20 protein-coding genes and 1 tRNA gene are annotated in these 20,405 nt (G+C 70.3%); 11 read left to right on the forward strand and 10 right to left on the reverse strand.

Annotated elements, in window-relative coordinates; all coding sequences use genetic code 11:
* A partial coding sequence (locus H7A73_RS02565; RefSeq protein WP_182064535.1) for an FAD-dependent oxidoreductase occupies positions 1–834 on the reverse strand: 834 nt, incomplete at its 3' end.
* 22 nt (positions 835–856) lie between these two features.
* Positions 857–927, reverse strand: a tRNA-Gly gene (locus tag H7A73_RS02570).
* A gap of 195 nt (positions 928–1,122) precedes the next feature.
* Here H7A73_RS02570 and H7A73_RS02575 point away from each other — a divergent pair.
* Together H7A73_RS02575 and H7A73_RS02580 are read left to right on the forward strand one after the other, a co-directional pair.
* Positions 1,123–2,232: a DUF6177 family protein gene (locus tag H7A73_RS02575; RefSeq protein ID WP_182064536.1), complete on the forward strand. Its 1,110-nt coding sequence runs from the start codon at positions 1,123–1,125 to the stop codon at positions 2,230–2,232.
* A 25-nt stretch (positions 2,233–2,257) separates the two neighbouring features.
* A complete protein-coding gene (locus H7A73_RS02580; RefSeq protein ID WP_182064537.1) occupies positions 2,258–2,569 on the forward strand; it encodes a hypothetical protein in 312 nt (103 codons plus the stop codon).
* Positions 2,570–2,605: 36 nt separating this feature from the next.
* Here H7A73_RS02580 and H7A73_RS02585 read toward each other — a convergent pair whose 3' ends face one another.
* Together H7A73_RS02585 and H7A73_RS02590 are read right to left on the reverse strand one after the other, a co-directional pair.
* Positions 2,606–4,651 (reverse strand): cytochrome c oxidase assembly protein, encoded by a 2,046-nt coding sequence (locus H7A73_RS02585; RefSeq protein ID WP_182064538.1) that lies wholly within the window; start codon positions 4,649–4,651, stop codon positions 2,606–2,608.
* A 52-nt stretch (positions 4,652–4,703) separates the two neighbouring features.
* Positions 4,704–5,795 (reverse strand): GNAT family N-acetyltransferase, encoded by a 1,092-nt coding sequence (locus tag H7A73_RS02590; RefSeq protein WP_182064539.1) that lies wholly within the window; start codon positions 5,793–5,795, stop codon positions 4,704–4,706.
* Between the two features lie 83 nt (positions 5,796–5,878).
* Between H7A73_RS02590 and dcd the strand changes: the two genes are divergently transcribed.
* From dcd to H7A73_RS02605, 3 genes are read left to right on the forward strand one after another with little or no spacing between them, the layout of a single operon-like run.
* Positions 5,879–6,466 carry a dCTP deaminase gene (gene dcd / locus H7A73_RS02595; protein ID WP_182064540.1) on the forward strand — a complete coding sequence of 196 codons (588 nt, stop codon included), beginning with the start codon at positions 5,879–5,881 and terminating at the stop codon, positions 6,464–6,466.
* A 53-nt stretch (positions 6,467–6,519) separates the two neighbouring features.
* Positions 6,520–7,035: a helix-turn-helix domain-containing protein gene (locus H7A73_RS02600; RefSeq protein WP_182064541.1), complete on the forward strand. Its 516-nt coding sequence runs from the start codon at positions 6,520–6,522 to the stop codon at positions 7,033–7,035.
* Positions 7,032–7,379, forward strand: coding sequence for a DUF86 domain-containing protein (locus H7A73_RS02605; RefSeq protein ID WP_182064542.1), 348 nt, complete (start codon positions 7,032–7,034; stop codon positions 7,377–7,379). The genes H7A73_RS02600 and H7A73_RS02605 overlap by 4 nt, the downstream gene beginning before the upstream one ends.
* 138 nt (positions 7,380–7,517) lie before the next feature.
* Here the strand turns inward: H7A73_RS02605 and H7A73_RS02610 are convergent, their stop codons facing one another.
* The 6 genes from H7A73_RS02610 to idi form a co-directional block, all read right to left on the reverse strand.
* Positions 7,518–8,621, reverse strand: a complete 1,104-nt coding sequence (locus tag H7A73_RS02610; protein ID WP_111039391.1) for a sugar-binding protein — start codon at positions 8,619–8,621, stop codon at positions 7,518–7,520.
* A 62-nt stretch (positions 8,622–8,683) separates the two neighbouring features.
* A complete protein-coding gene (gene mmsB / locus H7A73_RS02615) occupies positions 8,684–9,976 on the reverse strand; it encodes a multiple monosaccharide ABC transporter permease (protein ID WP_110858703.1) in 1,293 nt (430 codons plus the stop codon).
* Positions 9,973–11,496 carry a multiple monosaccharide ABC transporter ATP-binding protein gene (gene mmsA, locus H7A73_RS02620; protein WP_111104781.1) on the reverse strand — a complete coding sequence of 508 codons (1,524 nt, stop codon included), beginning with the start codon at positions 11,494–11,496 and terminating at the stop codon, positions 9,973–9,975. The genes mmsB and mmsA overlap by 4 nt, the downstream gene beginning before the upstream one ends.
* A gap of 548 nt (positions 11,497–12,044) precedes the next feature.
* Positions 12,045–13,064: a LacI family DNA-binding transcriptional regulator gene (locus H7A73_RS02625; protein WP_017886425.1), complete on the reverse strand. Its 1,020-nt coding sequence runs from the start codon at positions 13,062–13,064 to the stop codon at positions 12,045–12,047.
* A 117-nt stretch (positions 13,065–13,181) separates the two neighbouring features.
* Positions 13,182–14,231 carry a magnesium and cobalt transport protein CorA gene (locus tag H7A73_RS02630; protein WP_182064543.1) on the reverse strand — a complete coding sequence of 350 codons (1,050 nt, stop codon included), beginning with the start codon at positions 14,229–14,231 and terminating at the stop codon, positions 13,182–13,184.
* A gap of 247 nt (positions 14,232–14,478) precedes the next feature.
* Entirely contained in the window at positions 14,479–15,021 is a 543-nt protein-coding gene (gene idi, locus H7A73_RS02635; protein WP_071246200.1) for an isopentenyl-diphosphate Delta-isomerase, read from the reverse strand.
* Between the two features lie 21 nt (positions 15,022–15,042).
* On the opposite strand from idi, the gene H7A73_RS02640 reads away from it, so the two are divergent.
* From H7A73_RS02640 to H7A73_RS02665, 6 genes are read left to right on the forward strand one after another with little or no spacing between them, the layout of a single operon-like run.
* Positions 15,043–16,101 (forward strand): polyprenyl synthetase family protein, encoded by a 1,059-nt coding sequence (locus tag H7A73_RS02640; RefSeq protein ID WP_071404931.1) that lies wholly within the window; start codon positions 15,043–15,045, stop codon positions 16,099–16,101.
* The gene (locus H7A73_RS02645; RefSeq protein ID WP_110858704.1) at positions 16,098–17,036 is read left to right on the forward strand and encodes a phytoene/squalene synthase family protein; all 939 of its coding nucleotides are present in this window, start codon (positions 16,098–16,100) and stop codon (positions 17,034–17,036) included. The genes H7A73_RS02640 and H7A73_RS02645 overlap by 4 nt, the downstream gene beginning before the upstream one ends.
* Positions 17,033–18,673: a phytoene desaturase family protein gene (crtI, locus tag H7A73_RS02650; protein ID WP_259362662.1), complete on the forward strand. Its 1,641-nt coding sequence runs from the start codon at positions 17,033–17,035 to the stop codon at positions 18,671–18,673. The genes H7A73_RS02645 and crtI overlap by 4 nt, the downstream gene beginning before the upstream one ends.
* Positions 18,673–19,005, forward strand: coding sequence for a lycopene cyclase domain-containing protein (locus H7A73_RS02655; RefSeq protein ID WP_182064544.1), 333 nt, complete (start codon positions 18,673–18,675; stop codon positions 19,003–19,005). Before crtI ends, H7A73_RS02655 begins: the two co-directional genes overlap by 1 nt.
* Entirely contained in the window at positions 19,002–19,433 is a 432-nt protein-coding gene (locus H7A73_RS02660) for a lycopene cyclase domain-containing protein (RefSeq protein WP_182064545.1), read from the forward strand. The genes H7A73_RS02655 and H7A73_RS02660 overlap by 4 nt, the downstream gene beginning before the upstream one ends.
* Positions 19,430–20,356: a prenyltransferase gene (locus tag H7A73_RS02665; protein ID WP_182064546.1), complete on the forward strand. Its 927-nt coding sequence runs from the start codon at positions 19,430–19,432 to the stop codon at positions 20,354–20,356. The genes H7A73_RS02660 and H7A73_RS02665 overlap by 4 nt, the downstream gene beginning before the upstream one ends.
* Positions 20,357–20,405 lie beyond the last annotated feature (49 nt).

Genomic DNA, 20,405 nt, shown 5'->3' on the forward strand with positions numbered 1-20,405 from the left:
GACGGGCCCGGTGCCGTGGAACCCGACCTTCACGCCCTCACCCGGCGTCAGCAGCCCGTACACGTCGTCGCCGTCGGCCCAGTGCACGAAGCTCGGCCAGGCCGCGTCCGGCAGGTGGCTGGGGAAGTGGGCCGGCTGCTCCTGGGTGACGCGGATGGCCGGGAGGCCCGCCCCGCGTCCGGCGAGCAGCTCGCCGACCAGCGCGGGGGCCCACGAGCCCACCGCGGCGACCACGGACGCGGTGCGGGCCGTGCTGCCGTCGGACAGCGTCACGGTGACGTCGTCACCGTGGTCCTCGAGCCCGGTGACCCGGGTCTCGAAGCGCAGGTCCGCGAGTCCGGTCGCTTCAGCCAGCGTGAGGAACACCTCGATCGTCCGGTCGGAGCGGATGCGACCGGCCGACGGGTGGGTCAGCACGTGCCCCTCGAACGCGATGCCGGGCCAGCGCGCCGCCGCCTGGTCCGGCGAGAGCGACTCGTGGGAGATCCCCGCGCCGGCGAGGGCGGCGGCGATCGCGTCGACGACCTCGGGTCGACCGTGGTCGACGGCACCCGTACGGACGATGAGTTCCTCGCCGGCGGCAGCCTCGAGTGCTCCCCACAGTTCGAGCGCCCGCGTGGTCAGCGCGACGTACTCCGGGTCGGCGTAGCCCTGCCGGAAGATCCGGGTCGCACCGTGCGAGGAACCGAGGTGATGGCCGCGGGCGTGCTGTTCCACGAGCAGGACGCGCTCGCCGCGGGCGGTGAGCGCGTACGCGGTCGCGGCACCGACGACCCCGCCACCGATGACGACCACGGGTGCCAGGTGTTCGGGGGAACCGGGAGAGGAGGACATGCGGCGAGCGTACGTCCGACGGAGCGAGTGACGGGAATCGAACCCGCGCTACCAGCTTGGGAAGCTGGAGTTCTACCATTGAACTACACTCGCGCGCCCCGCAGATCGGGACTCGGCAAGCCTAGCGGATTCTCGCCTGGAAGCCAGCCGACCGCGCACCGTACGCCGTCTCGCGGCCGCGTGTCGCGCCTCCCGAGTCTCCGCTGTGAGGGTGCGAGCCTGACGGACAGGTGTCGCCCCCGTGTGTACCGTCCAGGGAGTTCCAGCCCCGAACCGAGGAGGACCCGGATGGTCAGGCATCCCCTCATCGACGACGTGGTCGGCTCGGCGATCGTGGTCGAGTCCGCCTCGCCCGTCGTGTGGCTGACCGACGCGCTCGCCTCGCTGCTCCGTCGGTCGGCGGACGCCGGACGGACGGTCGTGCTCCGCACCGGCCGGGCCGCAGCGATCACCCCGGCACTCCGGCACGCGCTCGGCGCGTACGGCGCCGCGTGGGCGGTGTCGGACTTCGACGGCACACTGCGTGACGGCCGGACCGGCGTCGCCGCATCGGACATCGAGGACTTCGTGCACCGCGGCCCCGAACTCGTGGGCACGCCGTCACCCGAGCACCCGGTCTCGGTCGACTCGGTGCGACAGATCAGCATCGACCTGACCCTCCGCCACCACCCCGGCCGTGCCGTCGACATGGGCTCCGCGATCGAGGCGCTGTGCCACACCGTGGGCACTTGCCCGACCCGGTGGGGCACCGCCGAACCGCTCACCGTGCCGTGGGACCGCTGGGTCGTCACGCAGTACGCGAAGCACGAGGCGCCCGGCATCTCCACCTCGTACGCCGTCGGCGAGGGGTTCTCCGCGACGATGACCGCGCACCTGGTCGGCGGGGTCGTCGTCGAGACGATGTCCGCCGTGCTCACCGTGCCCGAGGAGAACACCGACCCGGGCCTGGCCAACCGCATGTTCGACGCCGTGCAGCGGGTCGCCGACCAGGTCGTCCCCGTGTTCGGCGTGGTCATGCAGCGCCGCGGCGACGCGGACCACCTGGTGCGGGCCGTCTCGCACGGCGAACCGTCACCGCTCGCCGTCGTCGTGGGCCCCGAGGCCGCCGGCTTCCTGGACCGCGACGGCGTCTGGCCGCCACCGCGCACCACGACAGCGACCTTCGCAGCCGGCTCCGGATCGGCCGCCCGTCCGGACGCCGACGCCGCTGACGACGGCGGCATGATCGTCCGCTTCGAGGACGGCTGGGAGGCGCTCGAGTCGTTCCTGGACCGCATCGACGAGGACCGCTTCCTGCAGCTGGTCGGTGGCGCACCGCTCGACCCCGCGCACGACGAGGGCACGCTCGACGGCCACGTCCGCGCCGACCGGATGGTGGGCGGTCAGGGTGCCGCGTGACGTCACCATCCTCTGCCGCCAGCCGGTGGAGACGCGCGAGGTGGCGGAGGCGCTCCTGCTGCACGACGAGACCTGGGGCGTCCGGGCGCTCGACGACGGGCCGATGATGCAGGTCTGCCGGGACGCCACCCACCCGGTGATCACCGTGCTCGGGGTGCGCCGGGTGGACTCCTCCGACGAGGTCGAGCGGATCCTGCCGGACGCCCCGACCCTGGCGACCCCGCTGTGGTGGGTCGACACCGTGACGCCAGCCGGCCCCGACGGGGAATCGGGGATCTCGGCCGCGCTCGAGGCCGCGATGGACCTCGACGCGGTCTGCATCGTCCACGGGGACTGACCCGGGTCGTGCCAGCCGTGCGGCCGGTGCCGCGAGTCAGTCCCGCTTGCTCATCGCCGCCAGACGCTCGTTGTAGGCCTTGAGGTCGGCGTCACCGTCGCGGTCGGCCTTGCGGTCCAGGCGCTTCGCGTCGCGCTTGTCCGAGCGCATCCAGTTCCGGACGACGAGCAGGGCCACGAACACCATCGGGAGCTCCGATGCACCCCAGGCGATGCCGCCGCCGGTGTGCTGGTCGTCGAGCAGTGCGGCGTCGTTCGTCTGCCCCAGTGCGTGGAACCAGTCGATCGCGAACACCGACTGCGACGTCATGACCGCGACGCCGAAGAACGCGTGGAACGCCAGGGTGGCCAGCAGCGTGATGATGAGCATCGGGTACGGCGGGCGCTGCGGGCCCGGGTCGACGCCGACGAAGACCCAGAAGAACAGGTAGCCGCTCAGGACGAAGTGGATGATCATCGCGACGTGCCACTCGTGCGACTGCATCGCGGCCTGGTACGCCGGCGTGAAGTAGAACACCACGAGGGACCCGGCGAAGATGATCCCCGCGACGGCGGGCTTGCCGAGGAACTGCATCCAGCGGGAGTGCACGAAGAGCATGAGCCACTCGCGGGCGCCGCGTGAGCCGTCGTTCCGGACCGGCAGGGTGCGGAGCGCGAGGAGCACCGGGCCGCCGAGCACGAGCGGCAGCGGGACGAACATCATCAGCAGCATGTGCTGGAGCATGTGCGACGAGAAGTGGATCATGCCGTAGACCGCGGGGCCGGCCGACGTCGTCCAGATGAACAGGGCGCAGCCGAGCAGCCAGGCGATGGTGCGACCGACGGGCCAGGCGTCGCCGCGCTTCCGGAGCTTGCGCACCGCCAGCAGGTACCAGACGGCCCCGACGACGGCCAAGCCGAGCCACACCCAGTCGATGTGCCACTGGGTCAGGTAGGTCTGCGTGGTCTGCGCCGGCGGGAACGGGAACCCGATCAGGCCGGAGCGGGTGTCCTCGCCCGTCGCCGGGGTCTGCGGGATCGGCGGCTGTGAACGGGACACGGCGACCGAGACACCGATGGCCACGGCCATGAACACGATCTCGGCCAGGGCGAACCGGGTGAACAGGCGGCGGTCGAGCGGAGCGCGGAGGAGCCCGGGAACGAGCTTCCGGCGCTGCACGATCCCCGCGACGCCGAGCAGCACGAGGATGAGCGCCTTGACGGTGATGAGCCAGCCGTACGAGGTCGTGACCAGGTCGAGCGGGCCGGTCAGTCGGAGCGACGCGTTGACGATGCCGGAGAACGCGACGGCTCCGAACGACCAGCCGGCGAGCGTCGAGTACCGGGCGATCACGCGTCCGGTCGCGCCCCTGGTGCGGGTGCGGAGCAGGACCACGGCGACCAGGCCGCCGGCCCACACGCACACCCCGACCAGGTGGATGGCGAGCGAGTTCACCGCGTTCGCGTGCTCGAGCGACCCGGCGGCGTGCCCGGACAGCGCCAGGGGGAGCAGGGCGAACAGGCCGATCACGGTGGCGAACGCCAGGGTCGTCACCCGGGTGGCGAAGGCGGCGACCACCGTGGCGACCAGGATCGCGGCAGCCGACACCACGAGCGCCTGGCCGATCTCGACCTGGAACGCGAAGAGCATGAAGTTGCGGGCGAACACCGGGCTGGTGAGCGGGACGCCGAGGGTGTTCGCGCCGGTCAGGACGATGCTCACCGCTGCGGCCAGGAACCAGACCGCGCCGGTCGCAGCAGCCCACCGGGTCGCACGGTGCTGCACGCTGGACAGGGCGCCGTGGTCCTTCTTCTGCGCGGGGAGCGCGAACGCGGCGACGATGAGGAGCCCGATGGTCAGCGCCGCCATCGTGTCGTGCACGACGCGGGTGATCGGCAGGCCGTACTCGACGACCTCGCCGGCGGACACCAGCTGCTGACTCGCGCTGAAGGCCCCGGTGACGGTCAGCCCGAGGATCGAGCACGCGACGGCCAGCGGGATCGCGATGACGAGGACCGTCGCGACTGTGGATGAGCGCCCGGTGGTGGGGGCGGCGTCCGGCGCTGACCCGGTGGGCTGGGTTTCGGGTGACGTGACGGTCATGACCGTCCAATGGTAGGCGTGTCGGCTGGACGGCGGCCCCTCGGATGCGCCCTCAGACCCGCCGTTCCCAGATCCCCTCGCTGCCCAGGCCGACGAACCCGACGGCCTCGTTCACGTCGAGCATGTGGCGGTTCTCCTCTGCGTTGAACGTGATGACCGAGGGGCGCCCCGGGAACCGCCGCTCGAGTTCCTGGATCCCGACGACCTTGAGCAGCCAGCCGAGCCGGTGGCCGCGGTGCTCCCGGAGCACCAGGGTGTCCCACTGCTGTGCCGGCCGTGCCGGGTCGTCCGGCACGGACAGCTGCGTGAAACCGGCCAGGGTGGTCGTCGGCAGGTGCTCGACGGCCACGGTGAGCAGGGTGCGCGGTGCCCGGGCGAGCTCGTCCTCGTGCTCCCGGAGTCGTTCGGCGGTCCAGACGTCCTCGGGCTCCTCCATGTCCCCGGCGGGCGCGTCGGTGCTCATCCGGGTCTCGAGCAAGGCGATGCCGTCGAGCCACTGCTCCGGTGTGCGACCCGTCCAGGCGTGCACGCGGTACTCCGGGCCGGCGGCAGCGGACGCCCGCTCGTGCAGTCCGCGCACCAGGGATGCGTCGGCGGGCAGCGGGAGCCGGCTGATCCGGTTGACCTGGCCGAAGTGCCAGCCGCGGGCGGTCAGGAACCGCACCCCGGCCTCGTCCTCCGGCACGGCGCCGAACCCCGTCGGTGCCTGCACGTACCCGGGCCCCGACGCGGGACCGACCTGCCGCGAGACCGCGTACGTCTTCCACTGCGTGCGGCCGTCGGCACGGGCCATCGCCTCCAGGTGGTCGGCGAGCAGCGTCCCGACGCCGCGGCGCTGGTGCTCGGGGGCGACACCGACCGACAGCCAGCAGTTGGTGGTGCCGGGCTCCTGCTTCGTGTCGTACGAGCCGGCACCGACCACGGTGCCGCGGTCATCGCGCGCGACGACGAGTCGGCTCGGTGCTCCCGGCTCGCGGCACAGCGGCAGGTACTCCTCCGGGGTCCAGGCCAACTCGTGCAGCCCGTGCACGGCTGCTCCGGCCCCGTCGGACACCGCGAGCCACTCGGCGAAGGTCGCGACGGTGGACGGGTCGTCGTCCATCGAGGTGGGCACCGTGATCTCGTCGACGGTGTACGTGGTCATCACTGCTCCGAACGCCGCCCGCCCGGGTGGTGGGCAGCCTGGCAGCATACCGGCGCGACGCCCGCTGCCGCTAGGCTTCGTCCGTGCTGCTCTCCGACCGCGACATCACCGCCCAGCTCGCTGCAGGCCGGATCGGCCTCGACCCGTACGACGCCTCGCTCGTGCAGCCGTCGAGCATCGACGTCCGGCTCGACAAGTTCTTCCGGCTGTTCGACAACCACAAGTACCCGCACATCGACCCCGCGGTGGACCAGCCCGACCTGACCCGTCTGGTCGAGACCGACCCGGACGAGGCGTTCGTGCTGCACCCGGGCGAGTTCGTCCTCGGCTCCACGTTCGAGGTCGTGACGCTGCCCGACGACATCGCCGCACGGCTCGAGGGCAAGAGCTCGCTCGGTCGCCTCGGCCTCCTGACCCACTCGACCGCGGGCTTCATCGACCCCGGGTTCTCCGGGCACGTGACGCTCGAGCTGTCGAACGTGGCGACGCTGCCCATCAAGTTGTGGCCGGGGATGAAGATCGGACAGCTGTGCTTCTTCCAGCTGTCGAGCCCGGCCGAGAAGCCCTACGGTTCCGCCGAGTACCAGTCCCGGTACCAGGGCCAGCGCGGCCCGACCGCGTCGCGCTCGGCGCTGAACTTCCACCGGGCGGACGTCTCCGACCACCGCTGAGCGGTGCCGCTCCGGCGGCAGACGAAATGTTGGATGCTGTGTATCGTTGCAGCATGTCCGCTGTTCCCCAACGGTCCGCCCAGCCACTGTCGGCCGCGGTGCTCATCCGCGACGCCCGTGAGCGCGCCGAACTGACCCAGGTTCAGCTCGCCCAGCGTGCCGGCGTCACGCAGAGCGTCATCAGCACCTACGAGAACGGTCGGCGCGAACCATCGCTCGCGGCGCTGCAACGCATGCTCCACGCCGCGGGCTTCACGACCAGCATCGACCTGCAGCCCATCGAGGAACCACCGCCCCTGCGGGACCGCGTCACCGCCGCGCGGCAGGAGCTCATCGCGATCGTCGAGCGCTTCGGCGGGCACCGTCCTCGACTCTTCGGCAGCGTCGCTCGGGGCGAGGACGGCCCGGGCAGCGACGTCGACCTGATGATCGACCTCGACCCGGGGCTCGGGATCTTCGCGCTCATGCGGATCCAGGACGCGGCCGAACGACTCCTCGGTGTCCGCGTCGACGTGGTCGATGCGGCGGGGATGAGCCGCGAGGTCGTCCGGACCGCGGTGCCCCTGTGACCCGCGGGTCGACCACCCGCCGCGACGTCCGCGATCGTCTCGACGACGTCATCGCCGCCTGTGCCGCGATCCTGCGCTACGTCGACGACCGCCGGTTGCCCGAGGACCTCGTGCACGACGCCGTCCGGATGCGCCTGGTCGAGATCGGTGAGGCCGTCCGCGTGCTCCCCGCGGCGGTCACCGCGGGCGAGCCGAGCATCCCGTGGTCGCGGGTCTCGGACCTGGGTGAGCGACTCACCCGGCGGTACTTCGACACCACGCGAGCCGTCGTGTTCGGCACCGCGCGGACGGACGTGCCGCTCCTGGCCGAGGCGGCTCGGCGGCTGCGCGCCGCTCAGCCGTAGACCGGACCACAGGGCGGACGGGAGGCACGGCCACGACGTGCACCGAGCCTCCCGTCCGCCCTGTGGCCGGCCTCAGGACGACGCAGGACGGCCCCGTCTCGCCGAGGCGAGACGGGGCCGTCCGTGGTGCTGGGGAGATCAGCCCTTCTTGGCGAGCTCCTCGAGGGTGTCGTTGCCCTTGTAGGCCTCGACGGCGTTGTCCTTGGTGACCAGGACCGGCGTGAGCTCGATCGCGGGGACCGTCTTCTTGCCGTTGTAGTTGTTCGTCTTGTCCATCGTCGTGTCGGGCTTGTCGCCCTTCGACAGCGTGGAGACGAGGTCGACGGCCGCCTGGGCCTCCTTCGACGTGTCCTTGAAGATCGTCGAGTACTGCGTGCCCTTCATGATGAGCGGGATGGACGCGGTCTCCGAGTCCTGGCCCGTCACGACGGGGTTGTCCTTGCCGGCGGCCTTGGTCGCGGTGAGGATCGCACGGGCGAGGGTGTCGTTCGGCGACAGGACGCCGTCGAGCTCGGTGTCACCCGTGTAGTACTGCGAGAGCAGGTCGGTCATGCGCGACTGGGCCTTCTGCGCGAGCCAGCCCTGCGTGACGACCTTCTGGAAGGTGGTCTGACCGGAGACGACCTTGATCGTGCCGTCGTCGATCTTCGGCTGCAGGACGTCCATCGCACCGTTGAAGAACACGGTCGCGTTGGCGTCGTCCGGCGAACCGGCGAAGAGCTCGACGTTGTACGGCTTGTCGCCCTTCTTCTCCTCGAGGCCCTTGAGCAGCGCCTCGGCCTGGAGCTGGCCGACCTTGAAGTTGTTGAACGCCACGTAGTAGTCGACGTTCTTCGTGTTCAGGATGTTGCGGTCCCAGGCGATGACGACGGCGCCACGGTCCTTGGCGGACTTCACCTGCGCGGTCAGCTGCGAACCGTCGGCAGCACCGATGATGACGGCCTTGGCGCCCTTGGTGATCATGCCCGAGATCTGCGACTGCTGGTCGGGGACCGGGTTGCCGGCGTTGGCGTACTGGATGTCGGCCTTGAAGCCGGCGTCCTCGATCGACTTCTTGAACGCGGCGCCCGCGAGGACCCAGTTCTGCGAGGTCTTGGCCGGCAGGGCGACGCCGATGAGGTCGCCCTTCTTGATGCTGCTGGTGCTGCCGGCGTCGTCGGACGAGCCGCGTGCCGAGCAGCCGCTGAGGGCGAGGCCCGCGATGAGCGCCAGGCTGAGGCCGGCGACGATCTTCTTGCGCATGTGATTGCTTTCTCTTCGTTGAGGAGGTGTGGGGCCGGAGCCCCGCTGTGGGGAGGGGTGGACTAGGGGAGGGTGATCTTGTCCGGCTGGTCCTCGATGGACCGCGGCTGCTGGGCGGCCACCGTGTTCTGCTCGGTGTCCTTCCGCTGGAACTGCCGCATCATGCCCCCGATGAGCGACGGGCGTCCCTGCGACTTCGAGTAGACGTCGAAGGCGACGGCGACGAGCAGGACCAGGCCGCGGATGATCTGCACCTGGTTGGACTCGAGGCCCATGAGCTGCAGACCGTTCGACAGCAGCGCCATCACGAGACCGCCGATGATCGAGCCGGAGATCGTGCCGACACCACCGGCGACCGCCGCGCCACCGACGAACACGGCGGCGATCGCGTCGAGCTCCCAGCCGGTGCCGTCCGCGGGGCCCGAGGCGCCGGAGTAGGCGACGAACACCATGCCGGCGATCGCGGCGAGGACGGACATGTTCATCATGACGAAGAAGTTGACCCGCCGCGCCGAGACGCCGGACAGGACGGCTGCGTTGGCGTTGCCACCGACGGCGTAGACCTGGCGACCGAAGATCGTGTTCTTCGTGACGAAGCCGTAGACGATGGTCAGGATGCCGAGGATGATCGCGACGATCGGGACCGAGGTGCCGACCGGGCCGGCGCCGAACAGGTACGTGGCGACGAGCGTGACGGCGACCAGGATGCCGGTGCGGACGATCGAGACCCACAGCGGCGGGACCTCGGCCTGCATCTTCCGGCGGCGGGCACGGCCCCGGGCCTCGATGATGATGAGCGCGAGGATCGTGACGAGGCCGATGAGGAGCGTGCCGTTGCTGAAGCCGAAGTCGGGGCCGAAGTCACCGAGGAAGCCGGCGCCGATCGGGGTGAAGGCATCCGGGACGGGGACCGACGTCGAGTTGCCGATGATCTGGTTCACACCACGGAAGATGAGCTGACCGGCCAGCGTCACGATGAAGGCCGGGACCTTCACGAACGCGACCCAGAAGCCCTGCCACGCACCGATCAGGGCACCGCACGCGAGACCCAGGATGATGGCGGCCCACACCGGGAAGTCCCACACGGCCATGGACTGCGCCACGACGATGCCGACGACCGCTGCGACCGAACCCACCGACAGGTCGATGTGCCCCGCGATGATGACCATGACCATGCCGAGCGCCAGGATCAGGATGTAGGAGTACTGCAGGAACAGGTTGATGACGTTGGTCGGCTCGAGGATGAGCCCGTTCGTCGTGACCGAGAAGAAGATCAGCAGCACGATGAGCGCGATGATCATGCCGTACTGGCCGATGCTGTTGCCCTTGCCGAAGAGCAGTTTCAGGTTGTTCATGAGGCGGTGGCGCCCTTCCGCGCGGAGGTCATGCTGCGCATGAGCGATTCGGGATCGGCCTGGTCGGCCGGGAGGTCAGCGGTGATCTGGCCCTCGAAGATGGTGTAGATCCGGTCGGAGAGACCGAGGAGTTCGGGGAGCTCGGACGAGATGAGGATGATGCCCTTCCCCTCGGCGGCGAGCTGCTGGATGATCCCGTAGATCTCGAACTTGGCGCCGACGTCGATGCCGCGGGTGGGCTCGTCGAGGATCAGGATGTCCGGGTCGGTGAACATCCACTTGGACAGGACGACCTTCTGCTGGTTGCCACCGGACAGCTTGCCGACGTTGTCCTCGACGCTCGGCACCTTGGTGCGGAGCATCTTGCGGTACTTCTCGGCGACCGAGTACTCCTCGAGCGAGTCGACGACACCGAGCTTCGAGATCTTCTGCAGGTCGGCGGCGACCGTCGAGCGCTTCACGGTGTCGAGCAGGTTCAGGCCGAGCGCCTTGCGGTCCTCGGAGACGTAGCCGAGGCCGTTCTCGATCGCCTGCTGGACGTTCGTGACCTTGATCTCGCGGCCGTCCTTGATGATCTGGCCGTCGAGCCAGGTGCCGTACGAGCGACCGAACAGGCTCATCGCGAGCTCGGTGCGTCCGGCGCCCATCAGGCCGGCGAAGCCGACGATCTCACCGCGGCGGACGTGGAAGTTCGAGGCCTTGCAGACCAGACGCGACGAGTCGAGCGGGTGCTGCACGGTCCAGTTGCGGACCTCGAAGAAGGTCTCGCCGATCTTCGGGGTGCGGTCGGGGAAGCGCGACTCGAGCGAGCGGCCGACCATGCCGCGGATGATGCGGTCCTCGTTGACGCCGTCCGCCTTGACGTTGAGCGTCTCGATGGCCTTGCCGTCGCGGATGATCGTGATCTCGTCGGCGATCTGCTCGATCTCGTTGAGCTTGTGGCTGATGATGATGCTCGCGATGCCCTTGGCCTTCAGCCCGACGATCAGGTCGAGCAGGTGCTGCGAGTCGTTCTCGTTGAGCGCGGCGGTCGGCTCGTCGAGGATCAGGAGCTTGACGTCCTTGTGCAGGGCCTTCGCGATCTCGACGAGCTGCTGCTTGCCGACACCGAGGTTCTTGATCTGCGTGTCCGGGTCGTCGGCCAGGCCCACGCGGGCGAGCAGGTCCTGCGCACGGAGCTGCGCGGCGGTCCAGTCGATGCGTCCGAAGCGGCCCGGCTCGTTGCCGAGGAACAGGTTCTCGGTGATCGAGAGCTCCGGGATGAGTGCCAGCTCCTGGTGGATGATGACGATGCCGGCCTGCTCGGACTGCTTGATGTTCGAGAAGCGGACTTCTTCGCCCTCGTAGACGATCTCGCCGCTGTAGGTGCCGTATGGGTAGACGCCCGACAGGACCTTCATCAGGGTCGACTTGCCGGCGCCGTTCTCGCCGCAGATCGCGTGGATCTCGCCGGCGCGGACGCTGAGGGAGACGTCGGCCAGCGCCTTCACACCAGGGAACTCCTTGGTGATCGAGCGCATCTCGAGGATCGTCTCGGGTGCGGTGATCGACCGGGTCTCGAGGCCGGTGTCGATCGGGGTTGACGCCACAGTGCATCTCCTTCTGCCGCTGCGATGCGGCAGTTGTTCGGGTGGTTCTGCTGCGGCAGCGAAAGGGCGCAGGTGGCCTGCGTGGACTTCGTTGTCGCGTCCGGTGTCCTGCTGGTGTGACGCTTATGTGAACGGTCACATCGGCTGGACGGAGGCAATTTACGCACAGCCTCGGTGCGGCTGTCAATTCGGATTGGTCGCGTTTTCGTAACGGCGTGCGTGATCCGGAGGGAACGTCCCCCGGGTTGGGGCCAGGGGCCCCGGAACCGGGCGCTTCGTTGCGTGGATCCGCATGCGCGGACGGGAGGCCCGTGGCGGGCCCGCCACGGGCCTCCCGTCCGTTCGATGGCCGCGTCCGGGGCCGCGCTCGCCTTGTCGGAGCGGGTGTACCTGACGCTTCCGGGCGTACCGGGTCGGAAGTTCGTGGCAGGTATGCCCGTTCCTGGCAGGTACTCCGGTCGGGCGCGGCCCGAGGTGCGTCAGCGTGTGCGGGGCGCGCTGGTGGAGGCGCGCACGACCAGCTGCGGGACGATGTCGATCGGGCGGAGCAGCTCGCCCTCACTCGGCAGCAGCAGGTCCACACAGCGACGCCCGAGCTCGGCGAAGTCGACCTGCACCGTGGTGAGCGGCGGCCAGAAGTGCTTCGCCTCCGGGATGTCGTCGTAGCCGACCACGGACAGGTCGCCCGGGACGTCGAGCCCGTACGAGCGCGCTGCGTGCATCACGCCGAGCGCCATCTGGTCGTTCGAACAGAAGATGGCGGTGCAGTCCCGCCACCGCAGCAGCTCGCGGCCGGCGTGGTAGCCGAAGTCGGCGGTCCAGTCGCCCAGGATCGGCGGGGCGACGGCCATGTCGCGGTCGGACATCTCGCGTAGGAACCCCTGCATGCGGGCATCGGCCTCGATCCAGTCCTGCGGCCCCGCGATGTGTCGGACGTACTCGTGCCCCAGGTCGAGCAGGTGCGCGGTCGCGAGTCGTGCGCCCTCCATCTGGTCCACCCACAGGGCCGTCGGGTCCTCGCCGACGCTGGCGCGCATGGTGACGTAGGGGGTGCGGATCCCGAGCTCCGCGATCAGGTCGAAGACCCGCTGCTGGGGCGCGATGACGACGATGCCCTCGACGTCGAGGTCGAGCAGGTGCCCCAGTCCTTCACGGACGGCGGCGTCGGTCGCCTCGGCGATGTTCGCCGTCGTGACCGAGTAGCCGCGGAGCATCGCGGCGTCCTCGATCGCCTGCAGTGCCACGGCGGGGCCGTAGTGGGCGCGGCGGGCGGTCAGGACGCCGATCGTGTGGGTCCGGCTCGTGACCAGGGCGCGTGCAGCCCGGTTCGGCCGGTACTGCAGCTGCTCCATGGCCGCCAGGACCTTGTCGCGTGTCTCGGCCCGGATCGCGTCCGAGTTGTTCAGCACCCGCGAGACGGTCTGGTGCGAGACGCCCGCGATCCGTGCGACGTCACGGATGCTGGGCGAACGCGGTTGCTGTGTCCGCGATGACGCCATTGCTGCTCGTTTCCGCCCGGGTGTCGTGGCACATCGATGTGCACGTTCACATTCCGGGCCAGATCATTATGCACGTCCGGCGGATCGACGCCACCTGTGCGTCGATCCGCCGTCCGCTCAGAGCCAGTTGCGCTTGCGGAAGATCGCCCAGAGCACGCCCATCAGCAGGAGCATGCCGAGGATCGCGACCGGGTACCCGTAGTGCCAGTGCAGCTCGGGCATGTGGTCGAAGTTCATCCCGTAGACACCGGCGATCAGGCCGGGCGCGAACAGGATCGCCGCCCACGACGAGATCTTCTTGACCTCCTCGCCCTGGCGGTGGGCTGCCCGGGCGAGTTGCCGGCTCTCCTCGCCCTGGGCCAGGCTCGCGCTGGTCATCCGGCGCATCGCCTCGTTCTGCTCCTGCGACACCAGGGTGGCGTGCAGGGTCAGGGCGTTCTCGAGCAGGGCCCGGAACGAGTCGACGCGCTCGGTGACCCGGAGCGCGTGGTCGTGCACGTTGCGGAGCCGGTGCTGCACGTCGTCGTCGACGCCGTACTTGTCGGCGCCGCGGAGCAGCCCGGTCACCATCGACGGCACCGGGGTGGTGGCCCGCTGGAACGCCAGGACCTCACTGAGCAGCTGGTAGATGCGCTTCGAGACCCCGGCGTCGACCTGTCCGGCGAACGGCTGGTCCTCGATGGCGTCGATCTGCTCCTGCAGCACCTGGACGACTGGGCCGTAGCCGTCCACGACCTCGTCGAGCACGGCCGCGGTCACCGCCTCGGACCCCTTGGCCAGGAACTCCGGGTCCGCCTCGACCTGTGCCCGGAGCGCCGCCAGGTCGGGTCGAGCGGCGTGCCGGACGCTCACCACGAAGTGGTCGCCCACGAACAGGTGCACCTCGCCGAACTCCACGGTGCCCGAGGCCGGGTCGAACCAGGCCGGACGGAGCACCAGGAACAGGGTGTCGCCGTAGCGCTCGAGCTTGGCACGCTGGTGTCCCTTGCGGGCGTCCTCGACGGCGTTCTCGTGCAGGTCGAACTCGGCGGCGACGGCCTCGAGCTCGTGCGGGTCGGGCCGGAGCAGCCCGATCCACGTCAGGTCGCCACGAGCAGGGCGCGACAGGGTCGACGGAGACTCCACGCGGCGTCCCCGGACGTAGATCGCGTTGTCGATCAGTGCCATGTGCGTGCTCCTTCGGTGGGGAGCAGGCGGGCGCGATGGCGCCCCGGAGGCGATCCGGGGCGGGGCAGGGTCAGCGAACGGGCGCGACGACCGACACGGGCGGCCGGCCCGATCGAGGATGGTCACCCGACATCGCGCCTCACCTGCCCTTCTCGTCTCGTCGTGGCGGCGCCCAGAGCGCTGCCGACGGTCGAGCGTACGCCTGCGGCGTGGGGTCGGACAACCCGTGGTGCCTGACGCAGGAACGTCAGCGCGTGACGTGCAGCCCGGCGGTCTCGAGCTCGGCGAGCTGCCACCCGAGCCACGGGCTCCAGGCGAACGGCGCGCCGGCGACGGCCTGCCTGAGAGAGTCCTCGGACACCCAGGCCCACTCGGCGACCTCGTCGTCCGCGGGCGCCGGGGTGTCGTCGGTCACGGCGCGGAAGACGGGGCAGACCTCGTTCTCCACGATGCCGGAGGCGTCGACCGCGCGGTACCGGAACTCCGGCAGCACGACCTCGACGTCGCGCACCGTGATGCCGAGCTCGCGGGAGGCCCGACGGGCGATGGCGTCCTCGAAGGACTCGTCCGGCCCGGGGTGGCCGCAGAAGGTGTTCGTCCACACCCCCGGCCAGGTCTTCTTCGACAGTGCTCGTCGGGTCACCAGGACGTCACCGTCGGTGTTCCGGACGTGGCACGAGAACGCCAGGTGCAGGGGCGTGTGGGCTGTGTGCACCGTGAACTTGTCCGCCGTCCCGATCGGGGTACGGTCGTCGGCCAGGAGCACCACGGATTCAGGGAAAGCGTTCATCTGTGTCGATAGGTTAGGCCAATGAGCGAGGAAGCGACCACCGTGCCGCACATCGACCTCGCGCTCGTCGACGACTGCCTCGAGCGCTTCTTCGCCGTGTCGTCGGCACGCGCCGAGCGCTACGGCCGACCGTCGGAAGAACTGTGGCGCGTGCTCCGCAAGGCGAGCATGGGCGGCAAGCGCTTCCGGCCCCGCATGGTCATGACCGCGTACGCCGGCATGGGCGGCACCGACGTGCACGCCGCCGCCAACGTCGCCGCGGCCTACGAACTCCTGCACACCGCACTCGTGGTGCACGACGACGTCATCGACCGCGACTGGTCGCGCCGTGGGCAGCCGAACGTCGCCGGGTCCTTCCGGGACAACGGGACGACGGGCGGCCTGCCGCTGCCGACCGCCGAGCACCGGGGCATGAGTGCCGCCGTGATCGCCGGTGACCTGGCCCTCGCCGGTGCGCCCCGCTTCATCGAGGCCGCGGGCGTCGACGGCACCCGGCGCGAGCGGCTGCTCGAACTGCTCGACGAGGCCGTGTTCGCCAGCGCCGCCGGCGAGATGACCGACGTCGACCTGGCCCTCGGCGTGATGCCGACGGTGGACGAGGTCCTGGCGATGGAGCGGGCGAAGACGAGCGTGTACTCGTTCGAGGCCCCGCTGCAGTCCGGTGCCGTCCTGGCCGGCGCCGACGAGGAGATCGTCACCGCCCTCGGGGCCTTCGGCCGAGAGATCGGCATCGCCTACCAGATCGTCGACGACCTGCTTGGGGTCTTCGGCGACGAGACCATGACCGGCAAGACCGTGCTGGGCGACCTGCGCGAGGGCAAGCGCACGATGCTCATCGCGTACGCGGCGACCACGGACTGCTGGCCCGACCTCGAGCCGTACCTGGGTGATCCGGACCTGACCGAGGCCCGTGCGGACGAGGTCCGTGCGACCCTGGTCTCCTGCGGTGCGCGCGGCGCCGCGGAAGCACGCGTCGCCGACCACACCGCACTCGCCCGGGCCGAGCTCGCCCGGCTGCCGTACGACCTCGCCGACCGCCTGGAGGCCCTCGTGACCGAACTCGTGGAGCGCGCCCGGTGACCCACAGCACCACCACGGCGACCGGATCCCGTCCGGCTCGCCTCCAGCTCTACGACGCCACGGCCGAGGCCGCGTCGGGGGTCGTCATCGACCGGTACTCCACGTCGTTCGGCCTGGCGAGCCGCATGCTCGCCCGCGACACGCGCGAGCACATCCGGAACGTCTACGCCCTGGTCCGCGTCGCGGACGAGGTCGTCGACGGCCCCGCGACCGAGGCCGGGCTCGACCGCGAGCTCGCCCGCACGGTGCTCGACGAGCTCGAGGCCGACACCGAACGCGCCATCGCACTCGGCTTCTCGGTGAACCCGGTCGTCCACGCCTTCGCCCGCACCGCCCGTGCCACCGGCTTCGGCGCCGAGCTCACCGCACCGTTCTTCGCGTCGATGCGCATGGACCTCGACCGCACCGAGCACGACGACGCCTCGTTCGACGCGTACGTGTACGGCTCCGCCGAGGTCGTCGGCCTGATGTGCCTGCGTGCGTTCGTGTACCGGGCTGGTCGTCCGACGTTCGACCAGGCCGAACTCGTCGCCGGCGCGCGTGCGCTCGGTGCCGCGTTCCAGAAGGTGAACTTCCTGCGAGACCTGCATGCCGACTTCGAGGTGCTCGGTCGCTCGTACTTCCCGGGCGTCGACATCCGGTCGTTCGACGAGGCCACGAAGGACCGCTTGGTCGCTGACGTGCAGGCCGACCTCGACCACGCCGCACGGACGATCCGGCTGCTGCCGGCCGACGCCCGCAACGCGGTCGGACTCGCACACGCGCTGTTCCAGGAACTCAACGACCGACTCGCGCGCACGCCGGCGAGCCGCCTCGTCACGACGCGCGTGCGCGTCCCCAACCCGGTGAAGGTGCGCCTCGCCGCGCAGGTCCTCGCCGGACGCGCACCGCTCCGGTCGCGCGTCACCACCCACCGGCCGGGAGGCTCCTCATGACCCCGCCACGCGCCTCCCGACCGACGACGGTCGCCACCACCACCCGGCGCAAGGTGCCCGCGCGTCGTGCCGTCGTCATCGGCGGCGGCATCAGCGGCCTGGCGGCCGCCGCGCTGCTCGCACGCGACGGCTTCTCGGTGACGGTGCTCGAGCAGCGCACGCAGCTCGGCGGCCGTGCCGGCTCGTGGGAGCAGGACGGGTTCCGGTTCGACACCGGGCCGTCGTGGTACCTCATGCCCGAGGTCTTCGACCACTTCTTCCAGCTGCTCGGGACGTCGGCCGAGGCCGAACTCGACCTGGTGAAGCTCGACCCCGGCTACCGCGTGTACAGCGAGGGCCACGACGAGCCGATCGACCTGCGAGCCGACGCCGAGGCCAACATCGCGCTGTTCGAGTCCATCGAGCCCGGTGCCGGCGAGCGGATGCGGAAGTACCTCGCGTCGGCCGAGGACACCTACACGATGGCCGTGCGCCGGTTCCTGTACACGAGCTTCCAGGACCTCACGAAGCTCGCCGCACCCGACGTCCTGCGTCGTCTGCCCAAGCTCGCGCGCCTGCTGCTCGAGCCGCTCTCCACCTTCGCCGAGACCGCCGTGCGCGACCGTCGCCTGTGGCAGATCCTCGGCTACCCGGCGGTGTTCCTCGGTACGAGCCCGTACGCGGCACCGAGCATGTACCACCTGATGAGCCACCTCGACCTGGCCGACGGCGTGCTCTACCCGAAGGGCGGCATCACCGAGGTGATCTCCGCCGTCGAGCGTGTCGCCCGGGCCGAGGGCGCGAAGATCATCGCCGGCGCGAAGGTCGAACGGATCGTGGTCGAGGACGGCGTCGCCACCGGGGTCGTCCACCGCGACCGCGACGGTGTGCAGCACACGGCCCCCGCCGACCTCGTGGTCAGCGCCGCCGACATGCAGCACACCGAGATGCAGCTGCTCGAGCGTGAGCACCGCACCCACGGCGCCGACCACTGGAAGAAGCGCGACCCGGGCCCGAGCGCGGTGCTCGTGTACCTCGGCATCGACGGTCCGACGCCGGGCCTGCTGCACCACACCCTGATGTTCACCGCGGACTGGAAGGCGAACTTCGGCGCGATCTTCGGGGACGACCGGCACGTGCCGGACCCCGCCTCGATCTACGTCTGCGCCCCCTCCGAGACCGACCCGAGCGTCTCCCCGCCCGGCACCAGCAACCTGTTCATCCTGGTGCCCCTGCCCGCCGACCTGTCGATCGGCAAGGGCGGCATCGACGGTGCCGGTGACTACCAGGTCGAGCAGATCGCCGACCGTGCCGTCGACGTGCTGGCCGAGCGCGCCGGGGTGCCGGACCTGCGCGACCGCATCCGGGTCCGACGCACCATCGGACCGCGCGACTTCGCCGACGACCTGAACGCCTGGAACGGCTCGATGCTCGGTCCGGCGCACACCCTCAAGCAGAGCGCGTTCTTCCGCGAGAAGAACGCGTCGAAGAAGGTCGAGGGGCTGTACTACGTCGGTGCCTCGACGATCCCTGGCATCGGTCTGCCGATGTGCCTGATCAGCGCCGAGGTCCTGCTCAAGCGCATCCACGGCGACCGGAGCACCGAGCCGCTGCCGACGCCCCTCGGGGCCCCGCGGGACCGGACCGAGCAAGCCTGATGCCCGGGGTCTACCTCGCCGGCCTGGTGGTGTCCCTGGTCGGCATGACCGTGCTGGACGCCCGCTTCCGGCTGTTCTTCTGGCGGGCTCCGTGGCGGGCGGCGGCCGTGATGGTCGTCGGTGTCGCGTTCTTCATGGTGTGGGACGTCGCCGGTGTCGCCGCCGGCATCTTCTTCATCGGCCCGCAGGACCTGCTCACCGGAGTGCTCCTGGCGCCCGAGGTCCCGCTCGAGGAACTCTTCTTCCTGCTGCTGCTCTGCTACTCGACGATGGACCTGGTCGGCTTCGTCCGGCCCCTCGTGCAGCGGGCGACCGATCGGCGGCGCGCGTGAACGGCACCGGAGCGTACGCGCTCCTGGCCCTGCCGTTCTTCGGCGTCACGGCCGTCGTGGCCGTGGTCGCCGGGGTCGTCGCCGCTCGCCGAGCCCGTGCGGCAGGTCGACCGCCTGCCGTCGGGCGACGGGTCGCGGTGCTCACGTCCGTGATCGCGGGCATCGCGCTGCTGGTGATGACGATGGTGTTCGACAACGTCATCGTCACGCTGCGGATCGTCGCCTACGACCCCTCGCTCATCAGCGGTGCGAAGATCGGTGCCATCCCGGTCGAGGACCTCGCCTACGCGATGTCCGCCATCGTGCTGCTGCCCAGCCTGTGGGTCCTGTTCGACCGGACCGGCGCACGCGACCGGACCGGCTCGCGCCCCGCGCCCGACCCGACCCCAGCACCAGCAGAGCCAGCACCAGCAGAGGACATGAAGTGAACGCCAGCACCGCCTCCAGGCCGTCGACCGTGCGTGCCCTTTTCGTGTCGTCGCGGCCGATCAGCTGGGTGAACACCGCCTACCCGTTCGGCGCCGCGTACCTGCTCGGCAGCGGCGTCGGGGTCGAGGGCGGCGGCGGGTTCTCGCTCGTCGCTTTCCTGATCGGCGTCGTGTACTTCCTGGTGCCCTACAACCTGGCGATGTACGGCATCAACGACGTCTTCGACTACGAGTCCGACCTGCGCAACCCGCGGAAGGGCGGTGTCGAGGGCGCCCTGCTCGACAAGAGCGTCCACCGCACCACGCTGTGGGCCGTCGTCGTCACGAACGTCCCCTTCCTCGTCGCGCTCGTGGTGCTCGGCGCGGTCAGCGGCAACGGGCCATGGTCGTGGCTCGTCCTGGCGATCAGCGTGTTCGCGGTCATCGCGTACTCGGCGCCGGGCCTGCGGTTCAAGGAGAAGCCGTTCCTCGACTCGCTCACGTCGAGCACCCACTTCGTGTCGCCGGCGGTCTACGGCCTCGCCCTGGCGGGCCCGCACTGGACCGCGGAACTCGTCGCCGTGTGCATCGCGTTCTTCCTGTGGGGCGTGGCCTCGCACGCGTTCGGCGCTGTGCAGGACGTCCTGGCCGACCGGGCCGGTGGCATCGGCTCCGTCGCGACCGTCATCGGCGCCCGCGCCACCGTCCGCCTGGCCTTCGTCGCCTACCTGGTCGCCGGGGTTGCGCTGCTGTTCTCGGCGTTCCCCGGTCCGATCGCCGCGATCGTCGTCATCCCGTACGCGCTCAACGTGCTGCCGTGGTGGAACATCACCGACCAGGGTGCCGAGGCCGCGAACGCCGGGTGGAAGCGCTTCCTCTGGATCAACTACCTGGCAGGCTTCATCGTCACGATGGCGCTCATCGCGTACGCCTTCACGCACTGAGGCCGGCGACGGCCCTCGACCGCCCGCCCACCCGTCGTCGCCGCCGCCT

Origin of the sequence: Curtobacterium sp. ME12 (genome assembly GCF_903970855.1) — a bacterium.
Taxonomy (GTDB): Bacteria; Actinomycetota; Actinomycetes; order Actinomycetales; family Microbacteriaceae; genus Curtobacterium; species Curtobacterium poinsettiae_A.

Coding starts and splice junctions, on each gene's coding strand:
- H7A73_RS02575 (WP_182064536.1), top strand. CDS start 1,123: ATGGTCAGGCATCCCCTCATCGACGACGTGGTCGGCTCGGCGATCGTG.
- H7A73_RS02585 (WP_182064538.1), bottom strand. CDS start 4,651: ATGACCGTCACGTCACCCGAAACCCAGCCCACCGGGTCAGCGCCGGAC.
- H7A73_RS02590 (WP_182064539.1), bottom strand. CDS start 5,795: ATGACCACGTACACCGTCGACGAGATCACGGTGCCCACCTCGATGGAC.
- H7A73_RS02600 (WP_182064541.1), top strand. CDS start 6,520: ATGTCCGCTGTTCCCCAACGGTCCGCCCAGCCACTGTCGGCCGCGGTG.
- H7A73_RS02610 (WP_111039391.1), bottom strand. CDS start 8,621: ATGCGCAAGAAGATCGTCGCCGGCCTCAGCCTGGCGCTCATCGCGGGC.
- mmsB (WP_110858703.1), bottom strand. CDS start 9,976: ATGAACAACCTGAAACTGCTCTTCGGCAAGGGCAACAGCATCGGCCAG.
- mmsA (WP_111104781.1), bottom strand. CDS start 11,496: ATGCGCTCGATCACCAAGGAGTTCCCTGGTGTGAAGGCGCTGGCCGAC.
- H7A73_RS02625 (WP_017886425.1), bottom strand. CDS start 13,064: ATGGCGTCATCGCGGACACAGCAACCGCGTTCGCCCAGCATCCGTGAC.
- H7A73_RS02630 (WP_182064543.1), bottom strand. CDS start 14,231: ATGGCACTGATCGACAACGCGATCTACGTCCGGGGACGCCGCGTGGAG.
- idi (WP_071246200.1), bottom strand. CDS start 15,021: ATGAACGCTTTCCCTGAATCCGTGGTGCTCCTGGCCGACGACCGTACC.
- H7A73_RS02640 (WP_071404931.1), top strand. CDS start 15,043: ATGAGCGAGGAAGCGACCACCGTGCCGCACATCGACCTCGCGCTCGTC.
- crtI (WP_259362662.1), top strand. CDS start 17,033: ATGACCCCGCCACGCGCCTCCCGACCGACGACGGTCGCCACCACCACC.
- H7A73_RS02655 (WP_182064544.1), top strand. CDS start 18,673: ATGCCCGGGGTCTACCTCGCCGGCCTGGTGGTGTCCCTGGTCGGCATG.